The following is a 25,887-nucleotide window of genomic DNA, read 5'->3' on the forward strand; positions in this document are numbered from 1 at the left end:
AACCATCCACTTTTCCACTTCCTATTCCTCTCTTTCTATAGACTAGCTTCAGTATATAGAAAGTAGATTTATATTGGAAAACTGTTGATTCTTATTTGTTGGAAGCTGTTGAATCTAGTTTAACGTTTACAATAGATAGGTTTGAAAAGTATCTAGGAGATTTCGAGGTTATACAATATATGCCTTCATTATCAACAGAAAATCTTTTAAGTGTTTATTTAAATTATGAACCACTAACTGAAATAAAACGTAATAAAATTCTAGAACGACTTACTTATGATGTCGAAGAAAAATTGATTAGGGTTTCGAAGATTCGAAAAAGAATTGTAACACTTACAGGTGCCGCAGTCATGGGTTTCTCTTTATATAAATTTGATGCAATAGATAAAATCAAATCCATGGCAGATAATGATGAGGAACTTCTAGAAAGCGTGTATAGCAATTCGACTTTCGAGGATAATAACGGGAGTGACTTTGAAAATATACATGTGACTCCGACAGATGTTGAAAGTGAATCTAAAAGTACCACAGCAGTAACGATTGAAGTAGATGAAGCAGATTTAGAAAATTTTATAATCAATTATCGCCAAGCGTATATGAATGCATTAAATTATCCTTCATTTAACGAAGTGTCATCCTATTTACTTGAAGGTAGCAAGGCATACGTTCAAATTCAAGACTATATTCGTGAGATATCACCATTGGGAGATTACTTTAACTTTCAATCGATTAGTGCAGACAACTTTAATAGGATAGGACCTTCGAATTATGTGATTGCTACAACAGAGCATCTACTATTTGAAGAATCAAATGGAACAAAAACTCAATATGAAAGACAAAAAGAATATAATGTACGTCTGCTATCTTCTTCCACGTTTAAGATAGAAGGAATAAAGATTTTACGTACAGATAAGAGCAGAGTGGCAAGCAGTTCAGTATCGGCTGTTGAAACTAAGAAGCAAAAGAAAGTTGAAAAACAGAATACTGCTGAACAAGTAACCACTACTACAAATAAAAATAAGACAGAAGAAAATTTAAAGATAACAAAAAAACCATCAATAGTAGAAACGTCAGAAGCACATCATGGGAAATTCGTTCAAGACTATTATGTTGCGTATGTAAAAGCATTAAATGAAAGAAATCCTGAACGAATCAGTTCGTTTATGAGAATGGATACCAATGATTGGCAATCGATCTCGGATGGAATTGCAAACTTGTCTGAAGATACATCTTATACTCTCCTGGCTTCCAATATAGAAAGTAAAGAAATGATGAGTGAAGACTATTATGAAGTTACCGTTTATGTTGAAATTGAAGAACGAGATTCAACTGGAGTTCATATTGATCATTATGATTCTTTGATGTACATCATTGAAGAAAGCGGACAGTTCTATATTAGAGATATGGTTGTTAGTCATTAAAGAGGAGAGAATTGAATGTCCATTTCGCTAGATACATATCAAAAAAGAAAAAAGCAGTTACAAGGCATATTGGGTCTGCTATCTTTTGTACTGCAGGATTTAAACAGTCTGGATGAAGTAAAAGAAGTTGAATCTTTGAAAATGGACCTCGATCATGAGCAATTTCAACTTATTGTGGCAGGTGAATTTAATCGAGGGAAATCAACGTTTATCAATGCTTTATTGGGACAAAAGTTGCTTCCGGCGTCAGGGATACCTACGACCGCATTTAGAAACATAATTATTTATAGTGAAGAACCCAATATTGTAATCTACTATAAAGGTCAGAAAAAAAACAAACAAATAACTATAGAACAATTTTCGGATTTAATAGCACCGAAAGAGCCATATTTAGAAGATCCTGAATCTCAAAAAGAATATGATCAAAAAATTTCTGAATTACTTGAGATTGATAAAGCTGAACTTGGGTATCCGTTAGAATTATGTAAGGAAGGCGTTACTATTTTAGACACCCCAGGCTTAAATGATATGAACGCAGCACGTAGTTATTTAACGGAGGAATTAATTCCAAGGACTGATGCGGCTATTTATTTATTGTCTGCTAAACACCCATTATCGCAGTTAGAGATGAATTTTTTAAAAGAGCGATTATTAAAAAATTGTATTGATAAAGTTTTTGTGGTTATTAACTTTAAAGATGCATTAAAAACTGATGAACAAAGAAATGACGTATATACATACGTTGTGAAACAATTAGAAGGTATTATACCTTCTACGAATATATATCTAATTTCAAGTTTAGCTGAATTGAATAGGCATCGGACAGAAAATGGAGAAAATTTGATGAGTAGAGGAAGGCCCATGAAAATATGGAGCGACGAAGACACGGGTTTTATTCCATTAGCAAAAGATCTATCAAGTTTTTTACAGTATGAACAGGGCGCAGTGAAAATGCGTAAGCCAATTAAAAAAGCACAGAAAGTTATTGATGAGTCTATAAAGCAGAAAATCAACATTGGATTATCTGCTTTAGATAAATCAAAAGAAGAGCTTGCTATAAAAGTGGATGAGTTTGAAAGAAAGCTGATTACTATTCAAGAAGTAGGAAATAATGCTCAAAGTATCCTACGAAGTCAGCTGCAACGAGAAGAATATCGATTCAAAGAATGGTATGAAGAACAACTTAGTTTGATCGTCAATGAAGGAATACAGGCAGTACAGACTTCATCGACATCTACTATTGAAGAAATGGAGCAATTTGTAGAATCTAAAATTGCGCCACTCGAAAGAATAATATACGAAGCGAAAAAGCAAAGAATTCAAGTAATTTTAAAGAGTTCTATAGAAAAGGCAAGTAGCAAGCTTAGCGATGAATGGGAAATTTTTGACCGCCAATTTGATGAAGAATTTATTAATAATGATTCCAATGAAGTTCATCTAACTAAAGAACAGGAAACAGTTGTTATAGAAAGATTTGATATATTTGATAATCTGATAGATGAACTTTCCTCTGGATGGCATAGTAAAAGTATTAGTGAAAAATTAATGAGTGGAGCTGGTATCGTTTTAACAGCAACTGCTAGTGGCTTTTTTGGACTAGGCAGGTTTCTTTATGATTGGCTATCAGGAAAGCCAAACGAGAGCGAGCGTAACTTTGCAGCTATACAACTTAAGCTTAATAAGATGAAAATTCAAAAGATGGATTTATTTAAACATGAGTGGGAAGTTATTTCATCCGAATGGCAAGAGCAGTATGAACAAAGTATTGAACAACAAGTTAGACGTAAACGACAACAATTAAAAGAGTTACAGCGTAATGCACATTTAGAGGGACAGGAACTTCAAGAGAAAAAGAGCTTATTGATAAGACAAGGCAAAACATTGCTAGACATTAAAAGTGAATTGACTACTATGGAAGTAATGTTGGATTCAAGAAATGAGGAAGTGTCCGTATGACTGTATTAAATGAACCATCTATTAAGCAGAAAACTATAATTCAACAAACATGTAAACAGCTCGATAGCCTGATAAAATACAGTGCTGTCCGACCGATGCTACAGCAGTTATATACTGATATGGAAAATGATTATTATACAATTATCGTTGTAGGGGAGTTCAACAATGGAAAGTCTACTTTAATTAATGCGCTACTTGGACAACCGGTGATGCCAACGGGTCACTTGCCTTTAACGGCTTCTATACATGCAGTGTTTTTAGGAGAACAATTTGAATTTCAAGTTGTTACAAAGTCTGGTATGTCTGAAAGAAAAATACTGACTACTGAATCACTAAAGAAATATAGTACTGAGGGTGAGAATGAGCAAGAAGAAGTGGAGTATGTAAAGGTATTCATGCCGTCTTCCTTATTAGAAAATCGTGTGGTACTTGTAGATACTCCGGGCTTAAATGATTTGAATGAACATCGTGAGAATATTACCAAAAAGTTTATACCACAAGCAGATGCTGTAATATACACAATGAATATAAGACAAGCACTGAATCAAAATGAATATGAATACTTAAAGAAGTTAACAGACGATGAAGGAATTAATCAATTTGTTTTTGTGGCAAATTTTAAAGACGAAATAGAAGATGACGAGGTTGAAGATGTAATAGATTATATCGAGCGGAAACTTTCAGGATTATTGCCAGGGCAAAGACCTGCTGTTATTCCGGTAGCATCACTTTTAGGAATTGAAGCTAAACAAACGGATGATCTTGAACTACTGGAATACTCCGGTATTAAGCAAGTAGAACAAGCTATTCAAGGATTGTTAGCAAATGGTAAGCGGCAAATAGATAAGAATGCTAGATTCACAACAAGAATGAATTTACTGCATAATTTAGCGTTGAAAGAAATACGTGAAATGAAGTTTATATTAGAAGCTGATTCGCATCAGCTTCAACAATATTTAAGAGCTACAACTGAATGGATTGAAAATAAAAAAAGTTGGATGGCTGAAATAGAAGAATATATAGAAGAGCGGCAAGAAGAAATCGAAGATATGGCAAGTAAATCTATCTATTTCTTCATTGATAAGCTAGAGAAAAAAGTAGATCAGCGTATCACTGTATTTAATGGAACCGAAATTGATCATTTTGTTAATGTGGAAATACCATTATTAGTATCGAATAGTACAGAAGATTGGATTGAGAACTATACATCGAAAATCCAAGTGCTGTTTACTAAAGTTGAGCATGAAATTTCAAAAGGACTAAGCGAATCTTTTGAACAAACGATTAAATTAGTTACTTATTCTCAAGATGAGATTAAATTGGAGTCCTCTGTGAATCAAATCGAAATTAATTCAGGAAACAGTAATGTAAAAGCAGGCGTACTAATGGGTAGTGCGGCTACAGTTGTCATGATTATGGGTGGCGGTGTATTGTTACCAGTTATTGGTATGGCAGCACTTCCTTTTGTGCAGAGTAAGTTTAATAAAAACAAATTAGAACAGTTAAAACCTGTTATTAAAGAATCATCAGCGACATTTATCAAAGAAAACAAAAGAGAACTTGAGAAAGCGGTACTAAAATATATTTTAGATAGCATGCAACAAGTAAAGAATCATTGTTATAGTGAGTTTGAAAAACAGCTCGAAATAAAGAATGTTCAAATAGAAAAACAACTACAATCTTCACAAATAGAAAGTGATAATATTTCAATGCGCTTACAAGAATTAAATCAATTTGAAAATGAAATTCTCAAATTATTAAAGGAGGACACGAATCATGGATGACTTTATGAATAATTCTTCATCACCAGCAGATTCATTTGATAATGACTTCAGTACTTCAAGTCATTTTGATGGAAATGTGTTTAAAGAACCGATAGATGTATCTGAAGCTTATATAGCTCATCATCCTATAGACGGTAAAACAGTATATTTAACTTATCAAGATCCCTTGAATCATACGCATAAAGTTGAGTTTCAGCCTTTTGAAATGAAGAGCAGTTTAAATTTTGTTGAACCACATTCTGTTAAAGGCTATCACCGAGCAGATGGGACTCCTGTAAACGGATATTACCGAGATGGTGATGGAGATACGAGCGTTGATCGTGATGTGGATCAAGGAGGAGGATACTTCCGTAACGATTCAATAGATTTCTAAATTCAGCTTCACTTCTAAACTCCGTATTTTCTTCATATAGTAGCCTGAGTTAAGAAAAGGAGTGAAGCAAATATGACGACGCATCAATGGACATTACAAGAATCTTTTTATTTCCCTGCTGAGTACGGGGCATTTGCAGAATCGGCTGAGGTAAAGGTGACGCCTGGCTTTACGGAAGAACGGACGGAAGAAGCGATTCGTTTGCAAGGGATCTATCATATTGCAGCAAACGTCGTGTTTGACGCAGACAAGCAGGTGGAGCTCCCAGCGGAAGACTTATTGGTTATTAATGATGTCGAAGTGGAGAACAGCAAAGGATATTTTGAATATGCGGTGCCACTGAATGTAGATCTACCAGCTGAACTTGATGGAAACTTGCAACTGGAAGTACAGGATGTTAAAACTACATCACAGGAAGATGGCGGATTAAATTTAGAGTGGACGGTTCACTTGAAGCAGGAACAACCCGTGCAAGAGCCTGTACAAGAACCAGTTGCAATTATAGAAGAACCTGCAGAACCCCAATTGACGGCTGCATCGACTTCCCATATGCAGTTTCTTGCTAATGCTGATCGTGCGCTAGAGCAAGTCCACAATGAAATGGAAGACTTTCTCTTATACATCGCCGAAATGGATGACGATGTCACGAGAAAGATCTTCCATTCAAATAATGTTTTTGTAGAAGCAGAAAGACAAAGCAGCGAGTAAACAAAATAATAATATGTCTCCGGTTGTCGGGACAATAAGTAATCGCACTAATTGGAACACGGTCAACGGGATGATAAAGCCTTTACAGTAAAATCTCGTTTTCCGTAGCCAGGGCGGCAACAAGTAGGGGTTATAACCTTTTCGCATCGTTCACCATCCTTTCCTTATCGACTAGTATTCAGTTGACGGACACAGTATGCTTCGCTTATAATAATGAAAGATAAGAATATAAATGCGAAGAGTAGGCAAGTACATGTGAAACGTTTTCTTTAGAGAGGGTACGATAGGTGGGACGTACCTGGGAACAACATATGGAAGTCCCCTATGAGCAGTTTCTGTGAAATTTTAGTAGCAGGAACCGGTGAAGACCGTTACCAAATCATGAAGATGTAATGCTTTTTAGCGTTCATAAATAAAGGTGGTACCACGAGCTCCTTCGTCCTTTTACCGGGATGAGTGGGGCTTTTTTGTATCCCTTTTTATTTGAAGGAGGAACTATAATGACTGATGAATTGACAATGCCGACTAAATACGATCCGCAGGCAGTTGAAAAAGGACGTTATGAGTGGTGGCTTGAAGGCAAGTATTTTGAATCGGATGTAAAAAGCGAGAAAGAACCGTACACGATTGTTATTCCACCACCGAACGTGACAGGGAAGCTTCACTTAGGTCACGCTTGGGATACAACGTTACAAGATATGCTCATCCGCATGAAACGTATGCAAGGGTATGATGCATTGTGGTTGCCAGGAATGGACCATGCGGGAATTGCGACACAAGCAAGAGTTGAGGAAAAACTTCGCGCTGAAGGCAAAACTCGCTACGATCTTGGACGTGAGAACTTCGTACAGGAAACTTGGAAGTGGAAAGAAGAATACGCGAGCCATATCCGCGCACAGTGGGCAAAACTTGGTTTGGCACTTGACTACTCACAAGAACGCTTTACCCTCGACGAAGGTCTTTCAAAAGCGGTACGTGAAGTGTTTGTTAAATTGTATGAGAAGAAGCTCATTTATCGTGGCGAATATATCATCAACTGGGATCCTGCAACAAAAACAGCGATTTCTGATATCGAAGTCATCCATAAAGATGTGCAAGGTGCATTCTATCATATGCGTTACCCATTGACAGATGGCACAGGTTCAATTGAAATTGCGACAACACGTCCCGAAACGATGCTCGGTGATACGGCTGTTGCGGTTCATCCAGAAGACGATCGCTACAAGCACTTGATCGGGAAAATGGTTACATTACCAATCGTTGGACGCGAAATTCCAATCGTGGCGGACGATTACGTAGAAATGGACTTCGGAAGCGGCGCAGTGAAAATTACACCAGCGCATGACCCGAATGACTTTGAAATAGGTAATCGCCATAACTTACCACGTATTCTCGTGATGAATGAAGACGGATCGATGAATAAACTAGCAGGTAAGTATGAAGGTATGGATCGTTTCGAATGTCGTACGCAAATCGTTAAGGATTTACAAGAGATGAATGTGTTATTTGAAATCGAAGAACATATGCACTCTGTCGGTCACTCGGAACGAAGCGGCGCAGTAGTGGAGCCTTATCTTTCTACACAATGGTTCGTTAATATGCAGCCACTTGCCGAGCAAGCGATCAATCTGCAGAAAAATGAAGAAGAAAAAGTGACGTTTGTGCCTGAGCGTTTCGAGAAAACGTATTTAAGTTGGATGGAAAATGTTCATGACTGGTGTATTTCTCGTCAACTTTGGTGGGGCCATCGTATTCCAGCTTGGTATCACAACACAACAGGTGAAATTTATGTGGGTCAAGAAGCACCGGCTGACGCAGAAAACTGGACACAGGACAATGACGTACTTGATACTTGGTTCTCATCTGCTCTATGGCCGTTCTCGACAATGGGCTGGCCTGACGTAGATAGCGAAACGTTCAAAAAGTATTACCCAACGGATGCCCTTGTTACAGGATATGATATTATCTTCTTCTGGGTGTCTCGTATGATCTTCCAAGCACTTGAATTCACGGAAGAGCGTCCATTCAAAGATGTTTTGATCCATGGTTTAGTTCGTGCGGAAGATGGGCGAAAAATGTCTAAATCGCTTGGTAACGGTGTAGATCCAATGGACGTAATCGAGCAATACGGTGCAGATGCATTGCGTTACTTCCTTGCAACAGGTTCTTCACCTGGTCAAGACCTACGTTATTCTACAGAAAAAGTAGAAGCGATTTGGAACTTTGCCAATAAAATTTGGAATGCTTCCCGTTTCGCATTAATGAATATGGATGGAATGAAGTATGAAGAAATCGATTTATCAGGAGAAAAATCCGTTGCAGATGCATGGATCTTAACTCGTCTGAATGAAACGATTGAATCAGTAACTAGCTTGTCAGACCGCTATGAGTTTGGTGAGATGGGCCGTGCGTTGTATAACTTTATCTGGGAAGACTTCTGTAACTGGTATATCGAAATGGCGAAGTTGCCGTTATACGGTGAAGACGAAGCAGCGAAGAAAATGACACGCTCGGTTCTTGCGCATGTTCTAGATCACACGATGCGTTTATTACACCCATTGATGCCGTTCATTACTGAAGAGATTTGGCAGAACCTTCCGCATGAAGGCGAGTCGATCACAGTAGCGAAGTGGCCTGAAGTGGACACAGCGATGATGGACAAGTCTCGCTCTTCGGATATGAAGTTGTTGGTGGATATTATTAAAGCGGTACGTAATATTCGCGCTGAAGTAAATACTCCGATGAGTCGCAAAGTCGATTTGTATATTTCGGCGAAAGATGAGACGACAGTGGCTGTACTAGAAGAGAACCGTAGCTATCTAGAGCGTTTCTGTAATCCGGAGACGTTGACGATTGGCGTGAAGGTGAGTGCACCAGGTAAGACGATGTCGGCGGTCGTGACAGGGGCAGAGTTGTATTTGCCACTTGAGGGATTGATTGATATTGAAGAAGAGCTGGCTCGTTTGACGAAGGAGCTTGGCAAGTGGCAAGGTGAAGTGAAGCGGGTTCAAGGCAAGTTGTCGAATGAACGTTTTACTGCGAAAGCACCTGAGTCAGTTGTTGAGGAAGAGCGTGCGAAGGAAGCAGATTATTTGGAGAAGTATGCGGCGGTTGAGCGTCGTATTGCGGAACTGAAAGAGATCTAAAGAGAATTACGACCCATTTGACAGTGTGATGCTGTTGAGTGGGTTTTTTGTTGGAGTAGGTGAGGAGAAGAGAAGAGATAAGTAACCCAAACCCAATGACTTAAAAATTCTTTAGTAGAAATCCAGTAATACGCTATGGATAGTATTACTGGCGAGTTATGGGTATAATTGGATTTATAATATTTCGAAATAGGCGAGGGGAATTTTATATGAGCTATGTGGTGCGTGAAATGAAAGATGAAGATGTTGTAAGTGTCCAGCATGTTGCTAGTGAAAGTTGGCATACTACGTATGAGGGAATTATTCCTCGGGAAATTCAGGATGATTTTCTCCGGGTGGCGTATAGTAATGAGATGTTGAAGAAGCGTTTGGCTGGTTCGCATGTATTCGTTGCAGAAGACGCGAGTGAGGTAGTTGGGTTCGTTGATTTTTCTCCGGTGGATGAGGCAGGTAGGACAGAGCTACGAGCGATTTATTTATATCCTGCAAAGCAAGGAGAGGGAATAGGAACAGCACTTTTAAGAAAAGGGATAGAAGAACTTGAAGGTGTGAAAGAAGTTGTCGTGGAAGTCGAAGAGGAAAATTTGATCGGAAGACAGTTTTATGAAGCAAAAGGATTTAAGATGGTTGCGGAATATGATGAGGATTTTGCTGGTCATATATTGAAGACGGTTCAGATGGTGCTGATCATTTGAATGAAATGAGATGGAAGAAATCACTAATTTAGGAGAGTGTACTATGGAGGAAAATGTATTTGAGCAAATGGCAAAAAGATACGATTCGGATGAATGAAAGGAATTAGCTAGGATTGTAGCGGAGGAAGTAAAGCCGGAAGTACAAGATAGTCGTTCAAAATCATTAATTGATTATGGAAGCGGTACGGGATTGGTTGGGTTAGCATTAGCGGATCTGGTAGAGTCAATTTTACTGGTAGATTCATCTCAGCAAATGCTGGAAGTCGCGCAAGCTAAAATTTCTCGAGGTGAAATTACAAACGCAAAAGTTCTTTATACGGATTTCACACAGGAGAGTCCTGAACTTCAGGCAGACATTGTTTTAGTATCATTGGTTCTACTTCATGTTCCAGATACTAAAAAAATACTACAGGAATTATATAATGTTCTTACTGAAGACGGGAAATTGATTATTATTGATTTTGATAAAAATGAAAAAGTAACACATCCGAAGGTTCATAACGGATTTGTACACGAAGAATTAAAACAGCTGTTATCAGAAGTAGGTTTTAAAGACATTGAAATTAGAAACTTTTATAGTGGGAAGAATATTTTTGTGAATGAAGACGCCACGATGTTGATCTCGACAAGTAGAAAGTGATGTATTAATAAACAAAACTCTATCATAAGAAGTATTCAAAGGGAGGTTTAATATGCTGAAAAAACCAATGAAACTACAACCAGGAGATACCGTCGCAACAGTCAGTCCCTCATGGGGAGGCGCGGGTGAACCTGAGATCAAGTGGCGTTATGAACAAGGTGTGAAAAGACTGGAAGAAGTGTTCGGATTGAAAGTAGTGCCAATGCCAAACAGTTTGAAGGGAGGAGACTATCTGTATGAGAATCCGCAAGCGCGTGCTGAAGATTTGATGACGGCATTTCGTGATCCAACCATTAAAGCAATTTTTGCGAATATCGGGGGAGAAGATAGTATCCGATTGCTTCCTTATATCGACTTCACGGTCATACAAAATAATCCGAAGATATTCAGTGGATACTCTGATGTCACCATATCCCATTTGTTTTGCCATAAGGCAGGTATCTCTTCATTCTATGGACCGGCTATTTTAACGGACTTTGCTGAAAATGTGGAGATGGATCCCTATACGATCGAAATGGTGAATCGAACTCTCTTTTCGAATGAAATAATCGGTGAGATTCAATCAGCAGAAAGTTGGACAAGTGAGCGGCTAGAATGGATTGAAACGAATAAACATACCCGTCGTACGATGAATCAGAATACTGGCTATGAGGTACTTCAAGGTTCGGGTACTGCAAAAGGTCGACTAATTGGTGGCTGCATTGAAGTATTGGAGTTTGCGAAAGGGACGGAACTTTGGCCGGATACAGCGTACTGGAATGACAGTATTCTGTTCTTCGAAACATCTGAAGAGAAACCTGAACCGGATTTTATTCGATACTGGTTGAGAAATTATGCAGCACAAGGAATATTGCAAAAAGCGAATGGGATTATTTTTGGGAAACCTCAAGATGAGAAATATTACGAAGAATATAAAGTGGAAATTCGTAAGGTGATGAAAGAGTACAGTTTAGAACATTTGCCTATCTTGTACAATTTGAATTTTGGTCATACGGAACCTAAGTTTATGTTACCTTATGGGGCGATAGCGGAGATCGATTGTGAACGAAAGAAGTTTTCAATTCTTGAAAGTGGCGTAGAGTAAGGAAAATGTTTAGTGTTGGATGCCATTTTCTGCCTGGAGATTAGAAGATCTATTGTTAAGGAGACATTATATGAGAGTGATAGTTGTTGATTATCATACAGAGTGGCCTAAACTCTTCGAAAAAGAGTGCCAAAAGTTAGCTGCTATTTTTAAAAATGAATTAGTAGATATTCATCATATAGGTAGTACTTCTGTTGAAGGGTTAGCAGCGAAACCAATTATCGATATACTGCCCGTAGTGAAAAGTATTGAAAATGTGGATGCTTTAACTGTGAAAATGAATGAAATCGGTTATGAAGCACTTGGGGAATTTGGAATTGCAGGTCGGCGCTATTTTAGAAAAGGTGAAAATCTTAGAACGCATCAAATCCATGTATTTCAAGAAGACAATCATTACGATATCACTCGCCATTTGGCTGTTAGAGATTATCTTCGTGTTCATTCTGAAAAAAGTAAGCTTTATGGAGACTTGAAAAAGAAACTGGCTAACGCGTTTCCTGACGAGATTGAATGTTATATAGATGGGAAAAATTTGTTTGTGAAGGCTCTGGAGGAAGAAGCACTCAGTTGGTATGAAGTGAAACACAGGGGCTAATATTCCAAGATTGCTCAATTTTATTTGTCTTAATTAAAGCGATTAATGTAGGGGGATTAATATGCAGAAAGATTTCATATGTAGAATTAATCAAGATGTCCTGGAAAAGTTTGAACTGGCATTGCAACTCAATAAAGAGAACGCCGACGATGTACTGGAGAAACAAATAATGCAGTATATAGCAAATAGCTTTTCCAGAGTCTCACAAGAATATAGTGAACCGAAAAGATTAAAAAGTATAGATGTTGGAAAATTAAACGCAGATACTGGGAAAGCTCGAACGAAGATTCCCATGTGGGCATATAAATCTCAACAAAATAACCATAAAATCGTACGAGCATTCTTTCAAGTCGAAAGTGAATATGGAGTTGTAACGCTTGATAATCTGATAAATAGATGCGCGGATGAGAAAAAATATCCTACTACTTATGTTAAGAATTTCATGGGGAACTTTAATTCTATGAAATCTGATGGACATAATACACATGGTAAAGTTTTTGAAGTTCATAATGGAGAAGTCATTGTGTGGGATTATATTGAGGATGTATTAATGAACTATAAATCCAATTTTTGTAGATAATAACAGTACCGAATATTGATTACAGATTAATTGTGTTTAATATGGAGGTGTTCTATGAAATCAGTCTACTTGTTGGCCTTCGTAATATGTTCTGCGTTTTTATTCAGCGCTTGCCTTGGTGAAAAATATGATTTCACACCGCCAGATGTTACGCTTATGAATACCACAGACTATCTTGAAACAGAAAAGCTAGCTGCGGTAAATATCGAATGGGATTCAGATCAATTGTATACTAAGAAAACAGATGATATATTCGCTGTCGCAAAAGAACAGAAAACTTTAGTGTATGGTGCAGGACAAGAAGTGAGCGTCGTGTTTGTGAGTCAAGACTTCGCTATTAAGAAGCTTAGTGCTTATGTTCTTAAAAATGACATCAAGACCGATATAGAAGTAGATGGCGAAGTGTTTTCTATGCCTGAAGAAAAAGGTGAATACATTATCGTTTTGCATCTTCTCGCGGATAGCGGAACAGTAGAATATGTAGGGAACGTGCTAATAGAGTAGCAAGTAGATGTATAGAAGAAAAACCATCTACTTTACATAATATAATTATTTGTTTCGTTTTAAGAAAGGGGCTACTAGTATGCAAACGATCATAGATATTTTCGGCATTGTACTTCCTATTATAATAGCGGGCCTGATTGTGGTGTTTGTCATTAGACGTTTAGACAATAAAATGAAACAAGGGGCTTTGCCTAAGAAAAAGTCGACGAGCGCCCAGACATTACTGGACAGTTTGATACCGCTTGGCATGTTGATTGGTTGTATACTTGGTTTGCTTATTAGTATGATTTCTCCAATAACGTTAGGCTTTGCGTTTAGTTTAGGCGCGTCATTAGGTTTATTAGGTGGATATTTCGCTTATGAATTTTATGGTAGCAAAGAAGAGATGTAAAGAAATGAGGTATACGATATGATGAAAAAAGTAGTATCTGCTTTGGTGGCGGTTCTGATCATTGAATCGGTTACTTTAGGTAAACGCGCATCTTGAGCGACATGTTGAAAATACAGACGGGTTCTTCGAGTTGTGTTATTGTCCTCCATGAAATATACGGAATCAACCTATTTATACAAGATATATGTGAATCACTGTCTAGGCAAAACTTTGATGTAGTTTGTCCGAATCTATTACCGCAAGTAATCCCTTTCGATTATATTGAAGAAGGAATGGCTTATAAGAACTTCATGGCATACGCGGGCTTCGATGACAGCGCGGAGAAAGTAATAGAGTTAGTGAAGGGTATGAAAGAACAATACTCGAAAATATTCATCCTAGGATTTAGTGTAGGGGCTACAGTTGCTTGGTCGTGCAGTGAGGAAAAGGATGTAGATGGAATCGTCGGATATTATGGATCACGTATTCGAGATTATGTGGAGATTCAGCCGACGTGTCCGACATTGCTTTATTTTCCTAGCGCCGAGAAGTCGTTTGATGTGAATGAAATGGTAGTGAAATTAGACAAACCGAATGTGGAAATAGAAGTTTTTGATGCGCAGCATGGATTTTGTGATCCGTATGCTACCGAATATGATAAAGCGTTAGCTCAGATTACATTTATGAAAACAGTAGAATTTTTTAGAGCCAATTAAAAAATCATAAAAAAAGCACTTCGTTGATGGAAGTGCTTTTTTGCCGTCTATTTTCGCTTAGATCAATTGATAATAAAAACCGAGTTTTGTATCGTACCATAGCAATGTGCCGTGCTTTCGTATAGGTAGTCTTGTTTGGAAGTTCCACTCAGGATATTGTTTGATGATTTGGACTTGGTCACCCGTGGCGAATGCGATAAACGAAATATAATGATCTTTTGTCATCGGATGAACACTTGAAATAAATCGTTCATTGTCCATTTCTTCTATAGTTAATTTTTCTTCATCTATTGCTTTCTTTGCTTCAAGAGCTTCCAGTTTTCTGCCGCAGCAAGATATTGTAATATCGCCCGTTGCCATGACGATATTATTGCATGATGGACAGACAAAGTACTTAGATTTTTTCATATTTCCTCCTATGAATTCATTGGAAAGCAAATCACCTTCCAAGATATTTTCTATGTTGACGCCTAATAGTCCGGATAAATCAGATAGTAGCGAGACATCAGGATAACCATATCCACGCTCCCATTTGGAGATGGTCCGATCTGAAATGTTCATTTGATCAGCCAGTTGTTTCTGTGTAAGTCCTTTTTCTTTACGGACTTTATAAATTAATTCACCGACCTTATTTGTACCCATCGTTTTCCCTCCTGCTCTATATTAATCATAGGGGTAGACAGCTTTCGTTTCAACAAACGCTCCGTGGAGTTTATATAGTATGGATCATTCCTCAACTAAAAAGAAGCTACCGCAGAGAATCATTGGAAAATGACGTTCTGCAATAGCCTCTTTTTTTATCAGATCCACAATGTCTCACCAATTAGTAATTTCTTCAATCGATCTTCATCCAACCGCAATTTATTCCACTCCGCTTCCAGTCGTTCGATCGCTTCTGGACCCGTGTCATCTGCCAAGTGGTACGCTCCGTAATGCATCGGAATGAATGTCGTGGCCGCTACTTCTAAAAATCCTTTCACCGCATCTTCAGGAGTTAAATGACTTTCCTTCATGAACCATTCGGGCTCATACGCGCCAATTGGCATAAGTACCGTATCAATAGTAAAACGTTTCGCTATTTCTTGGAATCCACGGAAGTATCCTGTATCCCCAACGAAGTAAATGGCATGATGTTCACTTTCGATGATCCAGCCACCCCAGTGAGAAGTATTCGTGTCCGTCAATGTACGTTTCGTCCAGTGCTGTGCGGGTACGAACGTGAACGTCATGCACTCAAGCACAAATGAATCAAACCATTCCGCTTCAATCACTTTTTTATATCCACGTATCTTAAACTTGCTGCTCAATCCAACTGGAACAAAATATGTAGGATTGCCTTTTAGACGTCTGATCGTTGCGAAATCCAGATGATCATAATGGCCGTGAGAAATGAATACGACGTCGATCTCCGGTAACTCTTTAAGAGAAATACCAGGTTCAGTCAATCGATTCTGAAATCCCATACGCTTCGCCCATACCGGATCAGTAAGTATATTCAGCCCATTGATCTGAATTAAAAAAGTCGAGTGCCCAATCCAAGTGATCGATGTCTCTGATCGATTGATAGAAAGTTTTTCTGTTTCTTTAGAAGGTGCTTGCTCGATCACGACGCGTAAATCTTTCTTATTCTCGCTGCGTTCCTTCTGCCAGCGAATCATATCGCGGAGAGTCTTATGTGTGTCTACATCATCTAAATTCGTATAGCGTTTTCGTATCATCATATATCACCCAGTTGTTTACTAATATAGTCGAGTAATTTCTTTGCGACTGAAAAGTCATGTGTTTGATACAGAGAGCGTGCACCGACAGGATCTTCAATTTCATTGAGCAACCAACCGCCTTCAGTAGGAAGTATGAAATCAATACCGATATAATCGCTTGAAATTGCCTGGGAAATCTTTTGGACTTGTTTCGTTTGAGAATCGTTCAAAGTAAACTTTTCGATTTTACCGCCTAATGTGTAATTAGATTTGAATGAATCCTCTGCACCTGTTCGTTTCACAGCTCCAAGAACTTCGTTGCCGAGCATAAATACACGTACGTCAGTTGCATTGGATTCAATGAAAGGCTGTGCGATTAGCTCGTCAGAATTATATTGATTCAACACTTCTTCAACTTGTTGCGTTGATTCACATAAAAACACTTCGCTTCCACCATGACCTCCACGAGTTTTCAATATGAAAGGCAACTGTGGAAGTCGATCCGCTCTGAAGGTAGGTACTGCTGGAATCCCTAGCAAAGTTGCGAGCTCAAATGTACGCAATTTATCATTGGCGATCTTTTGAACACTCGCTCGGTTATACATGCGATATCCGGCTTGCTCTAAATCTAAAGACAAATCAGGATGACGGTCTCGGAATAAAATGAAGTCTAGAGGTTCAGTAGGCCGCACGGTTATCAGTTTTAATTCTATACCGGTGCTAGTCGCTTCTTTCAATAAGTCTTCGATAAACGCCTGATTCCGTTTTGCTTCCTCTTCATTATAGTAGACTACACCTTTCATTTAATCTTCTCCAATATGTACGCGATCATCGCATCAGCTACGTTAATGCCAGTGACATTCAAGAGATTACGAATATGTGCCGCGCCATTGACTTCACAGACTACAGGCTGTTCATCCGGACCGAATAACAGATCGACTCCCGCGAATTCAGCACCTACTGCTTTTGCAGCTTCCATCGCAAGGGTTTCCTGTGCGGCTGTCAATTCTACAACTTCAGCCACACCGCCGTTCGTAATATTCGCTCGGAAATCTGTCTCCGAGTGACGATACATAGCTGCAATGATCTGATCGCCAACGATATTGACGCGGAGATCCCGTCCTCGACTGCTTTCAATAAATTCCTGGAATACATAATCGACTCCACGTAGTTCATGAACTTTCTCGTCAAACGCTTCCTTCGTCTCAATCAAATAGACTTTCATACCGAATGAACCATGACCTTCTTTAATAATCATCGGCAAACCAAGTGTCTCAAGAACATGCTCGTAATAACCGCTATCGGTAATTGTGAAATTCGTATAGACTTTCGGTGCGATAATCGTCTTCGGCATCGCAACGCCATGTTTTGCTAACTCCAAATACTGCTTCGCTTTATTATCACACGTCTCAATAACTTCAGGATCATTGAAGACAGGAATACCCGCATTTTTCAAATACGTCGCAAGCAATGTATCTTTATCAAGAAAGACAACGAAGTCAGGTGCATTTGCAATGTGGTTCTGCACATCCATCAATACTTCATAATTTTTCAGGACTTTCGCTGTCACACCCGCACGTTCTGCCGCATCTTGAACAAGTCGTGCCTGATCCTCGAATTTATCACTCGTCAAACTACCATTATAAATAACCCAACAACTTTTCAATCGGGACGCCACCTTTGCTATACTGTATATAACTTAATTTTAGCACAGGAGGAATTTCTTTGATTCCAAAACTTGACGAATATAAAAAACAATTTGAACTTATGAGTGATGACTCGATTAAACCAGGGTTAGACGCGATAGAAGAGGCATTAGCATGTGTGTTGAATCCCGAGAAGGAGCTACGGATTATTCATGTGGCAGGTACAAACGGTAAAGGTTCAACGATTGCGGTAATGGAAGCGATCTTGCAGGCACATGGATTTGAAACAGGCGTATTTTCTTCACCCGCAATCCTCGACGTACACGATCAGATTCGAATCAATGGAAAGCCGATTACACAAGAAGAGCTCGAGTATGTGTTTGAGGAAATGGAAGCAGCAGGACTGAGCGGCATACTGACGGACTTTGAATTATTGACAGTGGCGGCTTTTTTGGCGTTCCGTAACGCGGACCCTGATTATGTATTAATTGAGACAGGCATGGGCGGAAGACTCGACAGTACCAATGTAGTGACGCCTTTAGTATCAGTCATCACATCAATTGCGCTTGACCATACAGGATTTCTTGGAGACAGTGTAGAGAAAATTGCAGCGCACAAAGCGGGCATCATTAAACCATATATTCCTGTAGTCATAGGGGAGTTGCCAGAAGACGCGAAAGAAGTTGTGCTGGCTGAAGCGAAGAAGTGTAAAAGTTTGGTAAGGACATATGGAGAAGAATTCATAATGAAATCAGGGGAGACAGAGACGTTTAGTGGTATGTCTACTTTTGAAATTCCCGTTCGAAATATGAAAGGGCCACATCAAGCGATCAATCACGCAGTGGCTTTAGAAGCACTATCATTGGCAGGTGTACCTTTAAAACAAGATAAAGTCGCTGATGCTATTGCGCATGTTTCACTGCCGTTTCGATTCCAGAAGATTGCTGAGAACGTCTATATCGATGGAGCGCATAATCCAGCTGCGGCACGTATGTTGGTGAAGACGATTGAAGAGCAGTTTCCTGGGCAGAAAGTGGACTGGGTTGTGGGGATGTTGAATACGAAAGATTATAAAGCGACGTTAGAGATATTGGCGCCGTTAGCGAATAGTTTTACGTTTGTTGACTTTCCGCATGAGCAGGCTGCGAAAGCGGGGGATTTGCAGGTGGTTTGTCCTATGCAAGGCAGTAGATTAGTTTCTTCTAATGAAATTGATTTAAAATGTTCGAGAAAATACATAAAAGTAGTCGTAGGCTCCCTTTACTTATTAAGTAGTTTAATGAGACAATAGGCTTAATAGAATGATTTTTATAGACTGTTAGTTTTATAGTAAGGTATTTAGTTTTAGTAGGAGTAGTAGAATGTGATGATAAATGTTTATGGGGAAGGTGTAATGTCATGAAGTGGAAAAATGAAAGAGGCTTTACGCTGGTTGAAATACTGGCTTCGTTAACTATTCTTGGAATTGTTTTCATTAGCTTTATGACGATATTTCCTCAGATGAGTAATTTCAATGCGAAAACTGAAGCTAAGCTAGAAACGCTAAATCTTGCAAAAAAGGAATTGCTAGTTTGGAAGGGAAACCCTTTGCCTTTAAATAAGAATGAGGATTTGGAGGACATTAAAGAGGACTCCTTAACAAAGCCAGGACATGTTATTTATGAATACAAATATAAGAAAGAACCTTCTTTCACATATCGTGTAATCTTGAAAAAGGAATCCGACTTGTCTACGACACAAAAAGGTGAAGCTCAATTGTTTCGAATTCATATTACCGTATTTAAAGGAGGACGTGAAATTAGTAAAACATTCGGCTATATGAAAAAAGACGCGGAGTAATGGAGGGCTTGTTATCAAACATAATGAACGAGGTATGACACTTGTTGAGGTACTGGCTACACTGTTGTTAGTGACTTTAGTTACCGGATTAATATGGACGACAATATCTATTAGCTCACGCTCTAATGTATTAGAAACCAACAAATTAAGGTTGCAACAAGAAGGTAATTATATTTCTACTGAAATTCTAAGGATCCATCGCACCTGTAAAGAATATGATTTGGTCATTACACCTACTAACATCAGCGTAGAAAATTGTGAAATTGATAAAACTCAAGAAAGTAAAAACTTTCATATCAGTCGAGACTTTATATACAGTGTTGGTGATCAAGTGATACCTCCAGAGGGGGTTCGATATGATATTGAAACAGATACTGAAGACTTGGAGATTCAGGAATTTAAGATAACTACTCCAGAAAATACGAAGCTAAGTATTAACTTTCCGTTAATAGCTTCTAGATATAAAAGATCTTCCTGGTGAAAGGATGATAACTATGAACAATCGAAAGAATGAGAATGAGAATGGGTATGCATTGGTAATTGTTTTATTCGCTATTGTTTTTATCATGATCACGAGCGCTGTATTTATGAGAGGTTCGATCAGTCATGCGAAACAAGAAAAGATTGTGGATGCTAACAATCTAGCATATATGGCAGCTGAAATGGGCGTAGATTATTATAAATGGAGTTATATTAATAAATATAATGCCATAAAAGCGGAGATTTGGAAAAAACATAACGATAAATTTTTAGTAGAAAAAGCAGTGATCAATAATAGTGAAGAATCTAATAAACCAGAAGCCATTAAGAAGATGGCGAAACAAAAGAGATTAGATGCGTTAGAGGAACTATATATAAAATTGAGAGAATATAATATTGCCCCCGCTGAATTAGCTGCTGAAAGTTATAAATTTACTAATAGGGCAGTTAACGTAACAAAAGACACATCAGCATATTCGATAGATATTATTGGAGATATCGATGGGAAATATAATTCAACTGTCAAACCTTTGGAATTCACTTTAAGTTTTGTTATACCCGAATTTAACGTAAACCAAGCAGATGCTAATGGGACGGGACAGCAGAGTGGAGAATTTAGAAGTTTAGACTGGCTTAAGACTGGTCATTTACCTTTCATCAATAAACCTTCAGTAAAATGTCCCTCAATTACTGCTTGTTTAGAAACGAATGTTGAAAATATCAGCAACTTTAAAGGCCCAGCAATATATTTTGCTGAAAATGCTATAAAATCTAACAGTGGTAACCTTGGAAAAGATTATAAAAGTACTTCAATTTATGTAGTGGGTGAGCTCGGTCCATTCAACATTAATAATATGAAGAATATTAATTTTTATGCTAAAGGAAATATTTCATTTAAGAATATGAATAATACAGATTCATTAAATCTCATGACTCTTGGAAATTTCACAGTTGATCAAGCTGAATTAAATAGAAGCTTTATTGGAATACGAGGCAATTTTGTTCCTAAGAAACATCTGTCTATTAATGCGTCAAGCACCCTGGCAGTTAAAGGCAACTGGGAACCTAACTCAGGGAAACAATCAATAACAAATAATTCGAAAGTCTGTATAGGTGGATATGTTAATTTAAATCAAATAACAATTGACTCTACGAGTAAAATTTATTTTGTATTAAGGAAGGCTACGGAAAACTATCCTAAAAAAGATCCCAGGTATGTAGCCATTAATGAATCAGACTATATAAATAACCCCAGTACCTTGTTTGAAAACTGTGGTAATTCCACAACTAATCCAGATACACCTAATCCAATTGAACCGTATTGGGAAAAGCCTGAGATAGAAGTGGAATACTACAAAATATAGCTAAAATATTGCGAGGCGATAACTATTGAAACCAAAACTTTACAAACTCTGCCTTTCTTTGGGTGCACTATTACTAGCCATCTCAGCACTATTCGCCCAACAAGCCTACGCAGGAGACGGCTTCTTCTCAAACTTTAAGAAGTTCAGTAAACACACATACGTAGGGCCATTTGATATATCCGGACGTTCTAAAAAAGAAGCGAAGGAAAAGTTGCTAATGGACTTTTCTGGCTTGGAACAAAATATGTTGGTTCAACTTATAGTTCAAGATGATCAAGTCGATGTTCCTGCGGATATTGTTAGTTTTGACCCTGACGCTACACTGAACCAAGTTAAAAATGGTAATGATAATTCATTAGTGGCGAGTGTCTCTCGTGAAGGTTTACGTACTGTCATGAAACAAAACTTTAATTCGCTTACATTTAATGAAGATGAAGTGGAAAAGATTGCTTCGCAAATAGAAATGCAATTGCGGAGCGGAATTATGCCTCAGCAAATCTATATAGCGAATTTCATTCCAGAGCTATATGAGCAGAAGCAAGTTATTGCGTCTGCTGAATATAAAGTAGATGAATTGGCTAAAGGGCTACGTTTATTGATGGAAGACTTGGATGGATTGGAGATTCAGCCGAACACTTCGTTTTCATTCCGTGAGTATCTTGAAGGTAAAGAGTCTGCTAGTGCAACAGATTTGCAGATGACGATTATGGCGTCTCTTCTATATAAAGCAGCGTTGCAGACGAATTGGGTTATGGATGAGCGGAATATTTCCACGGAGTTACCGTTAGGTGTAGAGCCGGGATTTGAAGCGGCAATTAACCGCAAGCTTAATTTGGATTTCATTTTCACCAATCCAAATCAAACCGTTTTCACGATTCGCACTAATTGGACAGGCTCTCAATTGGAACTTTCTATAGAAGGACTTCCGTTTGTTCATCGTTATGATACTGAAGTCGAGAGCATTACAAAATATGATCCTAAAACAGTTATTCGTTACAGTGCATTCGTATCAGCCGGTGCGATAGAGATTGTAGACAAAGGTAAGAAGGGTATGGAAGTGGCAGTTAAGCGTAATGTCATGCTAAATGGTTCGTTGGAAGAAATTGAAGATGTCTCAATCGATTTTTATGCACCGCAACCAATTATTGAGCGTCATAGTTTAGAAAAAGTGGTAGAGCAAGTTCCTGATAGTAATGTAGATAGTAATTCTGGCAATGCCGATGGAAACAGTTCAACTAACGGGTCAACGGATAATCCGTCTAATTCTGGTAACTCTAGTACTGGTTCACCTGATGGCAATTCTAGTAACGGGAATAATTCAGGCTCTTCTACTGGTAGTGGATCGGGTAGTGATGGTAATTCTAGCAATACAGGATCAGGAAGCACGGGTTCAGAGTCATCTACTGGAAGCGGATCAGGCAACAATGGTTCTTCTTCAGGTAATGGTTCAAACAACTCAAACGGATCTGGTGGGAAAGATGATGTGAAATATGATTACGATAAAGGCGGCAATCTGATTGAAGTCGATAAGAATGGTAATCCAATCGATTAATAAAGGGGGATTCAGATGGCGACAACTAGAAAGCGTCTTGGGGATTTATTAATAGAGTCGGGATTATTGTCGGACGAACAGTTAATGACTACGCTGAAAGAAAAGACGCGTGATGAACGACTTGGCGATGCACTATTGCAACGCGGGTATATTACTGAGCAGCAATTGATTGAGGTGCTCGAGTTCCAGCTTGGAATTCCTCACGTCAATTTGTTCCGTTATCCGTTTGATCCGAAATTGTTCAATATCGTGCCTAAAGGTTTAGCGAAGCAGAAGATGATTGTGCCGTTGAAGAAGGACGGAGATAAGTTATTCGTTGCAATGGCAGACCCGATGGATTACAACACCATTGAAGATTTACGATTGTCTACAGGTTTCCACATCGAAACTGCGATTGCGTCCAAAGATGATATAAATCGAACGATTACACGTTATTATGATGATGAATTATTCGATGATTTACTCTTTGAAGAACCTGAAACGACAGCGAGTCAGTTAGAGCAACAAGAAGATATTGTCGATAACGATTCTCCTATTGTGCGTCTCGTTAATCAGATTATATCCAGTGCTGTTTCTATGAAAGCTAGTGATATTCATATTGACCCTCAAGAGCATCAAGTCGTTATTCGTTTTAGAATTGATGGGAAATTGCAGACTGAACGTGTCTTACCTAAACACATGCAGTCGATGTTGCTTGCACGGATAAAAATTATGGGGAACTTGAACATTACGGAATCACGTATGCCACAAGATGGACGTATTAAAGTGATGATCGATTTTCGTCCGATTGATTTACGGTTATCGACATTGCCAACAGTTTTTGGTGAGAAGATTGTAATGCGTATTTTGGACTTGAGTAGCTCTTTAAATGATATGACAAAGCTTGGTTTTGGTCCGACGAATCTGCAACGTTTCCTTGAAGAGATAGAGAAGCCAAATGGTATCGTGCTCATATCAGGTCCAACGGGTTCAGGTAAATCGTCTACGTTGTATGCCGCTTTGAATCGATTGAATAGCGAAGAAGTAAATATTATTACGATTGAAGATCCAGTAGAGTATCAATTGGAAGGTATTAATCAAATTCAAGTGAATTCTAACGTAGGATTAACATTCGCTACGGGATTACGTTCTATTTTGCGTCAAGATCCTGACGTAGTAATGGTAGGGGAGATCCGGGATAAAGAGACTGTAGAAATCGCGATTCGAGCTTCTTTAACAGGGCATTTAGTGTTGAGCACAATCCATACGAATGACTCGGTTGCGTCCATTTCACGTTTGCTTGATATGGGAGTGGAGCCATTCCTTTTAACTGCATCACTTAATGCGATCGTGGCTCAACGATTAATTCGTCGGGTTTGTCGAGATTGTGGAACTATGCAGCAAGCGACGCATCGTGAAAAAGAGATATTCGCCAAACGTGGGAAAACGATTGAAACGGTTAACCGTGGCTCGGGTTGCTCAGCATGTAATATGACAGGTTATCGCGGACGGATTGCGATACATGAAGTGTTGATCATCAATGCCGAAATGCGCGACGCGATTAACCGTGACGCTGCACCTACTGTATTCCGTGAAATTGCGGAGAGAAGTGAAACGATTTTCCTGATAGACGATGGTTTAGATAAAGTAAAGCAGGGCATTACAACTACTGAGGAAGTATTGCGAGTGGCCCTAATAGATTAGGAGTGTTTGCGGTGAACGAAAGAATTGATCAATTACTTACTGAGGCCTTTACTATCAAAGCGTCTGACATTCACTTAACTGTTGGCGTGCCTCCAATCTTCCGTGTGCATGGTGACTTAAAACGTTTTGGCGAAACGATTTTGACTGATGAAGATACAAAGGAAATGGCGTATCAGACGATTCCAGAAAAGATGATGCCGGCTTTTAAAGAAGCAGGACAGATTGACTATTCCTATGAAATCGCTGGTGTTTCTCGTTTCCGTGTCAACGCATTCCAACAACGCGGTTCGATTTCATTGGCATTCCGGACGATTCCAACGAAGATCCCGACGATTGATGACTTGAACATGCCTGCAACACTGAAGAGTTTGTCAGATACTGCACAAGGGCTGATCTTAGTTACTGGGCCTACTGGTTCAGGTAAATCCACGACGCTTGCGGCCATGATCCGGTATATGAATGAAACGATGCGAAAGCATATTATTACGTTGGAAGATCCGATTGAGTATATGCACAATCACGGTTCGTCGATCATTGACCAGCGAGAAGTTGGCTTTGATACACTGTCGTTTGCGGATGGATTACGTGCAGCTTTGCGTCAAGATCCAGACGTCATTCTCGTAGGGGAGATGCGGGACTTAGAGACAATTTCTACGGCGATCACCGCTGCAGAAACCGGTCACTTAGTTCTTGCCACTTTACACACATGGAGTGCCGCTTCGACAATCGATAGAATCATAGACGTATTTCCACATGGTCAGCAAGCGCAAATTCGTGTTCAGTTGGCTGGGGTTTTGAAAGCGGTTGTATCTCAACGTTTATTCCAGACGATTGATAAACAGGGAAGACGAGCAGCGACAGAAATTATGATTAATAATCCAGCCGTGTCGAACTTGATACGATCTGAAAAGATTCATCAAATTCCGAACGTGATTCAGACAAGCCGCGCTCAAGGCATGCATATGATGGATCACTCTGTAAAGACATTAATGGAACAGAGAATCATTTCGTACGAAGAAGCATTACCGTTCTTGCAAGGGGATGATTGATC

General features: G+C 38.8%; 24 protein-coding genes, 1 pseudogene and 1 other annotated feature. Of the genes and pseudogenes, 21 read left to right on the plus strand and 4 right to left on the minus strand.

Translation table 11 applies throughout. The annotated features are described in order from the left end of the window. Nucleotides 1–98: 98 nt before the first annotated feature. The 14 genes and pseudogenes from CSV69_RS03740 to CSV69_RS03810 all read left to right on the plus strand — a co-directional run bounded on the left by CSV69_RS03740 (nt 99) and on the right by CSV69_RS03810 (nt 14,572). Nucleotides 99–1,421: a TcaA NTF2-like domain-containing protein gene (locus CSV69_RS03740; protein WP_143560793.1), complete on the plus strand. Its 1,323-nt coding sequence runs from the start codon at nt 99–101 to the stop codon at nt 1,419–1,421. Nucleotides 1,422–1,436: 15 nt separating this feature from the next. After that, entirely contained in the window at nt 1,437–3,377 is a 1,941-nt protein-coding gene (locus CSV69_RS03745) for a dynamin family protein (protein ID WP_099692736.1), read from the plus strand. Continuing rightward, entirely contained in the window at nt 3,374–5,161 is a 1,788-nt protein-coding gene (locus tag CSV69_RS03750) for a dynamin family protein (RefSeq protein ID WP_099692737.1), read from the plus strand. The genes CSV69_RS03745 and CSV69_RS03750 overlap by 4 nt, the downstream gene beginning before the upstream one ends. Next, on the plus strand, nt 5,154–5,534 hold the full coding sequence (locus tag CSV69_RS03755) for a hypothetical protein (protein WP_099692738.1): 381 nt from the start codon (nt 5,154–5,156) through the stop codon (nt 5,532–5,534). The genes CSV69_RS03750 and CSV69_RS03755 overlap by 8 nt, the downstream gene beginning before the upstream one ends. 72 nt (nt 5,535–5,606) lie before the next feature. Beyond that, on the plus strand, nt 5,607–6,242 hold the full coding sequence (locus tag CSV69_RS03760; protein WP_099692739.1) for a hypothetical protein: 636 nt from the start codon (nt 5,607–5,609) through the stop codon (nt 6,240–6,242). A gap of 228 nt (nt 6,243–6,470) precedes the next feature. Then, nucleotides 6,471–6,689: a binding site (T-box leader), on the plus strand. A 53-nt stretch (nt 6,690–6,742) separates the two neighbouring features. Continuing rightward, nucleotides 6,743–9,388: a valine--tRNA ligase gene (locus CSV69_RS03770; protein WP_099692740.1), complete on the plus strand. Its 2,646-nt coding sequence runs from the start codon at nt 6,743–6,745 to the stop codon at nt 9,386–9,388. Nucleotides 9,389–9,597: 209 nt separating this feature from the next. After that, nucleotides 9,598–10,083: a GNAT family N-acetyltransferase gene (locus tag CSV69_RS03775; protein ID WP_099692741.1), complete on the plus strand. Its 486-nt coding sequence runs from the start codon at nt 9,598–9,600 to the stop codon at nt 10,081–10,083. 43 nt (nt 10,084–10,126) lie between these two features. Next, nucleotides 10,127–10,723, plus strand: a pseudogene (locus CSV69_RS03780) (class I SAM-dependent DNA methyltransferase). A gap of 52 nt (nt 10,724–10,775) precedes the next feature. Next, a complete protein-coding gene (locus tag CSV69_RS03785; protein WP_099692742.1) occupies nt 10,776–11,807 on the plus strand; it encodes a S66 family peptidase in 1,032 nt (343 codons plus the stop codon). A gap of 70 nt (nt 11,808–11,877) precedes the next feature. Next, a complete protein-coding gene (locus tag CSV69_RS03790) occupies nt 11,878–12,402 on the plus strand; it encodes a GrpB family protein (RefSeq protein ID WP_099692743.1) in 525 nt (174 codons plus the stop codon). A gap of 61 nt (nt 12,403–12,463) precedes the next feature. After that, nucleotides 12,464–12,982: a hypothetical protein gene (locus CSV69_RS03795; protein ID WP_085426426.1), complete on the plus strand. Its 519-nt coding sequence runs from the start codon at nt 12,464–12,466 to the stop codon at nt 12,980–12,982. Nucleotides 12,983–13,036: 54 nt separating this feature from the next. Then, the gene (locus CSV69_RS03800) at nt 13,037–13,486 is read left to right on the plus strand and encodes a hypothetical protein (RefSeq protein ID WP_099692744.1); all 450 of its coding nucleotides are present in this window, start codon (nt 13,037–13,039) and stop codon (nt 13,484–13,486) included. Between the two features lie 79 nt (nt 13,487–13,565). Then, nucleotides 13,566–13,877, plus strand: a complete 312-nt coding sequence (locus tag CSV69_RS03805) for a hypothetical protein (protein WP_099692745.1) — start codon at nt 13,566–13,568, stop codon at nt 13,875–13,877. Nucleotides 13,878–13,978: 101 nt separating this feature from the next. Next, nucleotides 13,979–14,572 carry a dienelactone hydrolase family protein gene (locus CSV69_RS03810; protein WP_085428960.1) on the plus strand — a complete coding sequence of 198 codons (594 nt, stop codon included), beginning with the start codon at nt 13,979–13,981 and terminating at the stop codon, nt 14,570–14,572. Between the two features lie 57 nt (nt 14,573–14,629). Here CSV69_RS03810 and CSV69_RS03815 read toward each other — a convergent pair whose 3' ends face one another. The 4 genes from CSV69_RS03815 to CSV69_RS03830 all read right to left on the minus strand — a co-directional run bounded on the left by CSV69_RS03815 (nt 14,630) and on the right by CSV69_RS03830 (nt 17,938). Continuing rightward, nucleotides 14,630–15,214 (minus strand): helix-turn-helix domain-containing protein, encoded by a 585-nt coding sequence (locus CSV69_RS03815; protein ID WP_085426423.1) that lies wholly within the window; start codon nt 15,212–15,214, stop codon nt 14,630–14,632. Nucleotides 15,215–15,372: 158 nt separating this feature from the next. Continuing rightward, complete coding sequence (locus CSV69_RS03820; protein WP_099692917.1) at nt 15,373–16,287, minus strand: MBL fold metallo-hydrolase; 915 nt, start codon at nt 16,285–16,287, stop codon at nt 15,373–15,375. Nucleotides 16,288–16,289: 2 nt separating this feature from the next. Next, on the minus strand, nt 16,290–17,075 hold the full coding sequence (locus tag CSV69_RS03825) for an ATP-grasp domain-containing protein (protein WP_099692746.1): 786 nt from the start codon (nt 17,073–17,075) through the stop codon (nt 16,290–16,292). Continuing rightward, the gene (locus CSV69_RS03830) at nt 17,072–17,938 is read right to left on the minus strand and encodes an ATP-grasp domain-containing protein (protein WP_099692747.1); all 867 of its coding nucleotides are present in this window, start codon (nt 17,936–17,938) and stop codon (nt 17,072–17,074) included. Before CSV69_RS03830 ends, CSV69_RS03825 begins: the two co-directional genes overlap by 4 nt. Nucleotides 17,939–17,997: 59 nt before the next feature. Between CSV69_RS03830 and CSV69_RS03835 the strand changes: the two genes are divergently transcribed. The 7 genes from CSV69_RS03835 to CSV69_RS03865 all read left to right on the plus strand — a co-directional run bounded on the left by CSV69_RS03835 (nt 17,998) and on the right by CSV69_RS03865 (nt 25,885). Further along, the gene (locus tag CSV69_RS03835; protein ID WP_099692748.1) at nt 17,998–19,209 is read left to right on the plus strand and encodes a bifunctional folylpolyglutamate synthase/dihydrofolate synthase; all 1,212 of its coding nucleotides are present in this window, start codon (nt 17,998–18,000) and stop codon (nt 19,207–19,209) included. Nucleotides 19,210–19,316: 107 nt separating this feature from the next. Further along, on the plus strand, nt 19,317–19,757 hold the full coding sequence (locus tag CSV69_RS03840; protein WP_099692749.1) for a PulJ/GspJ family protein: 441 nt from the start codon (nt 19,317–19,319) through the stop codon (nt 19,755–19,757). 13 nt (nt 19,758–19,770) lie between these two features. After that, entirely contained in the window at nt 19,771–20,238 is a 468-nt protein-coding gene (locus CSV69_RS03845) for a prepilin-type N-terminal cleavage/methylation domain-containing protein (protein ID WP_255396848.1), read from the plus strand. A 13-nt stretch (nt 20,239–20,251) separates the two neighbouring features. Beyond that, nucleotides 20,252–21,601, plus strand: coding sequence for a hypothetical protein (locus CSV69_RS03850; RefSeq protein WP_099692751.1), 1,350 nt, complete (start codon nt 20,252–20,254; stop codon nt 21,599–21,601). A gap of 25 nt (nt 21,602–21,626) precedes the next feature. Further along, entirely contained in the window at nt 21,627–23,153 is a 1,527-nt protein-coding gene (locus CSV69_RS03855; RefSeq protein WP_099692752.1) for a VanW family protein, read from the plus strand. Between the two features lie 15 nt (nt 23,154–23,168). Further along, on the plus strand, nt 23,169–24,836 hold the full coding sequence (locus CSV69_RS03860; protein WP_099692753.1) for a GspE/PulE family protein: 1,668 nt from the start codon (nt 23,169–23,171) through the stop codon (nt 24,834–24,836). 11 nt (nt 24,837–24,847) lie between these two features. Beyond that, nucleotides 24,848–25,885: a type IV pilus twitching motility protein PilT gene (locus CSV69_RS03865; protein WP_099692754.1), complete on the plus strand. Its 1,038-nt coding sequence runs from the start codon at nt 24,848–24,850 to the stop codon at nt 25,883–25,885. Nucleotides 25,886–25,887 lie beyond the last annotated feature (2 nt).

Origin of the sequence: Sporosarcina sp. P26b, from assembly GCF_002743245.1 — a bacterium.
Lineage (GTDB): Bacteria > Bacillota > Bacilli > Bacillales_A > Planococcaceae > Sporosarcina > Sporosarcina ureae_C.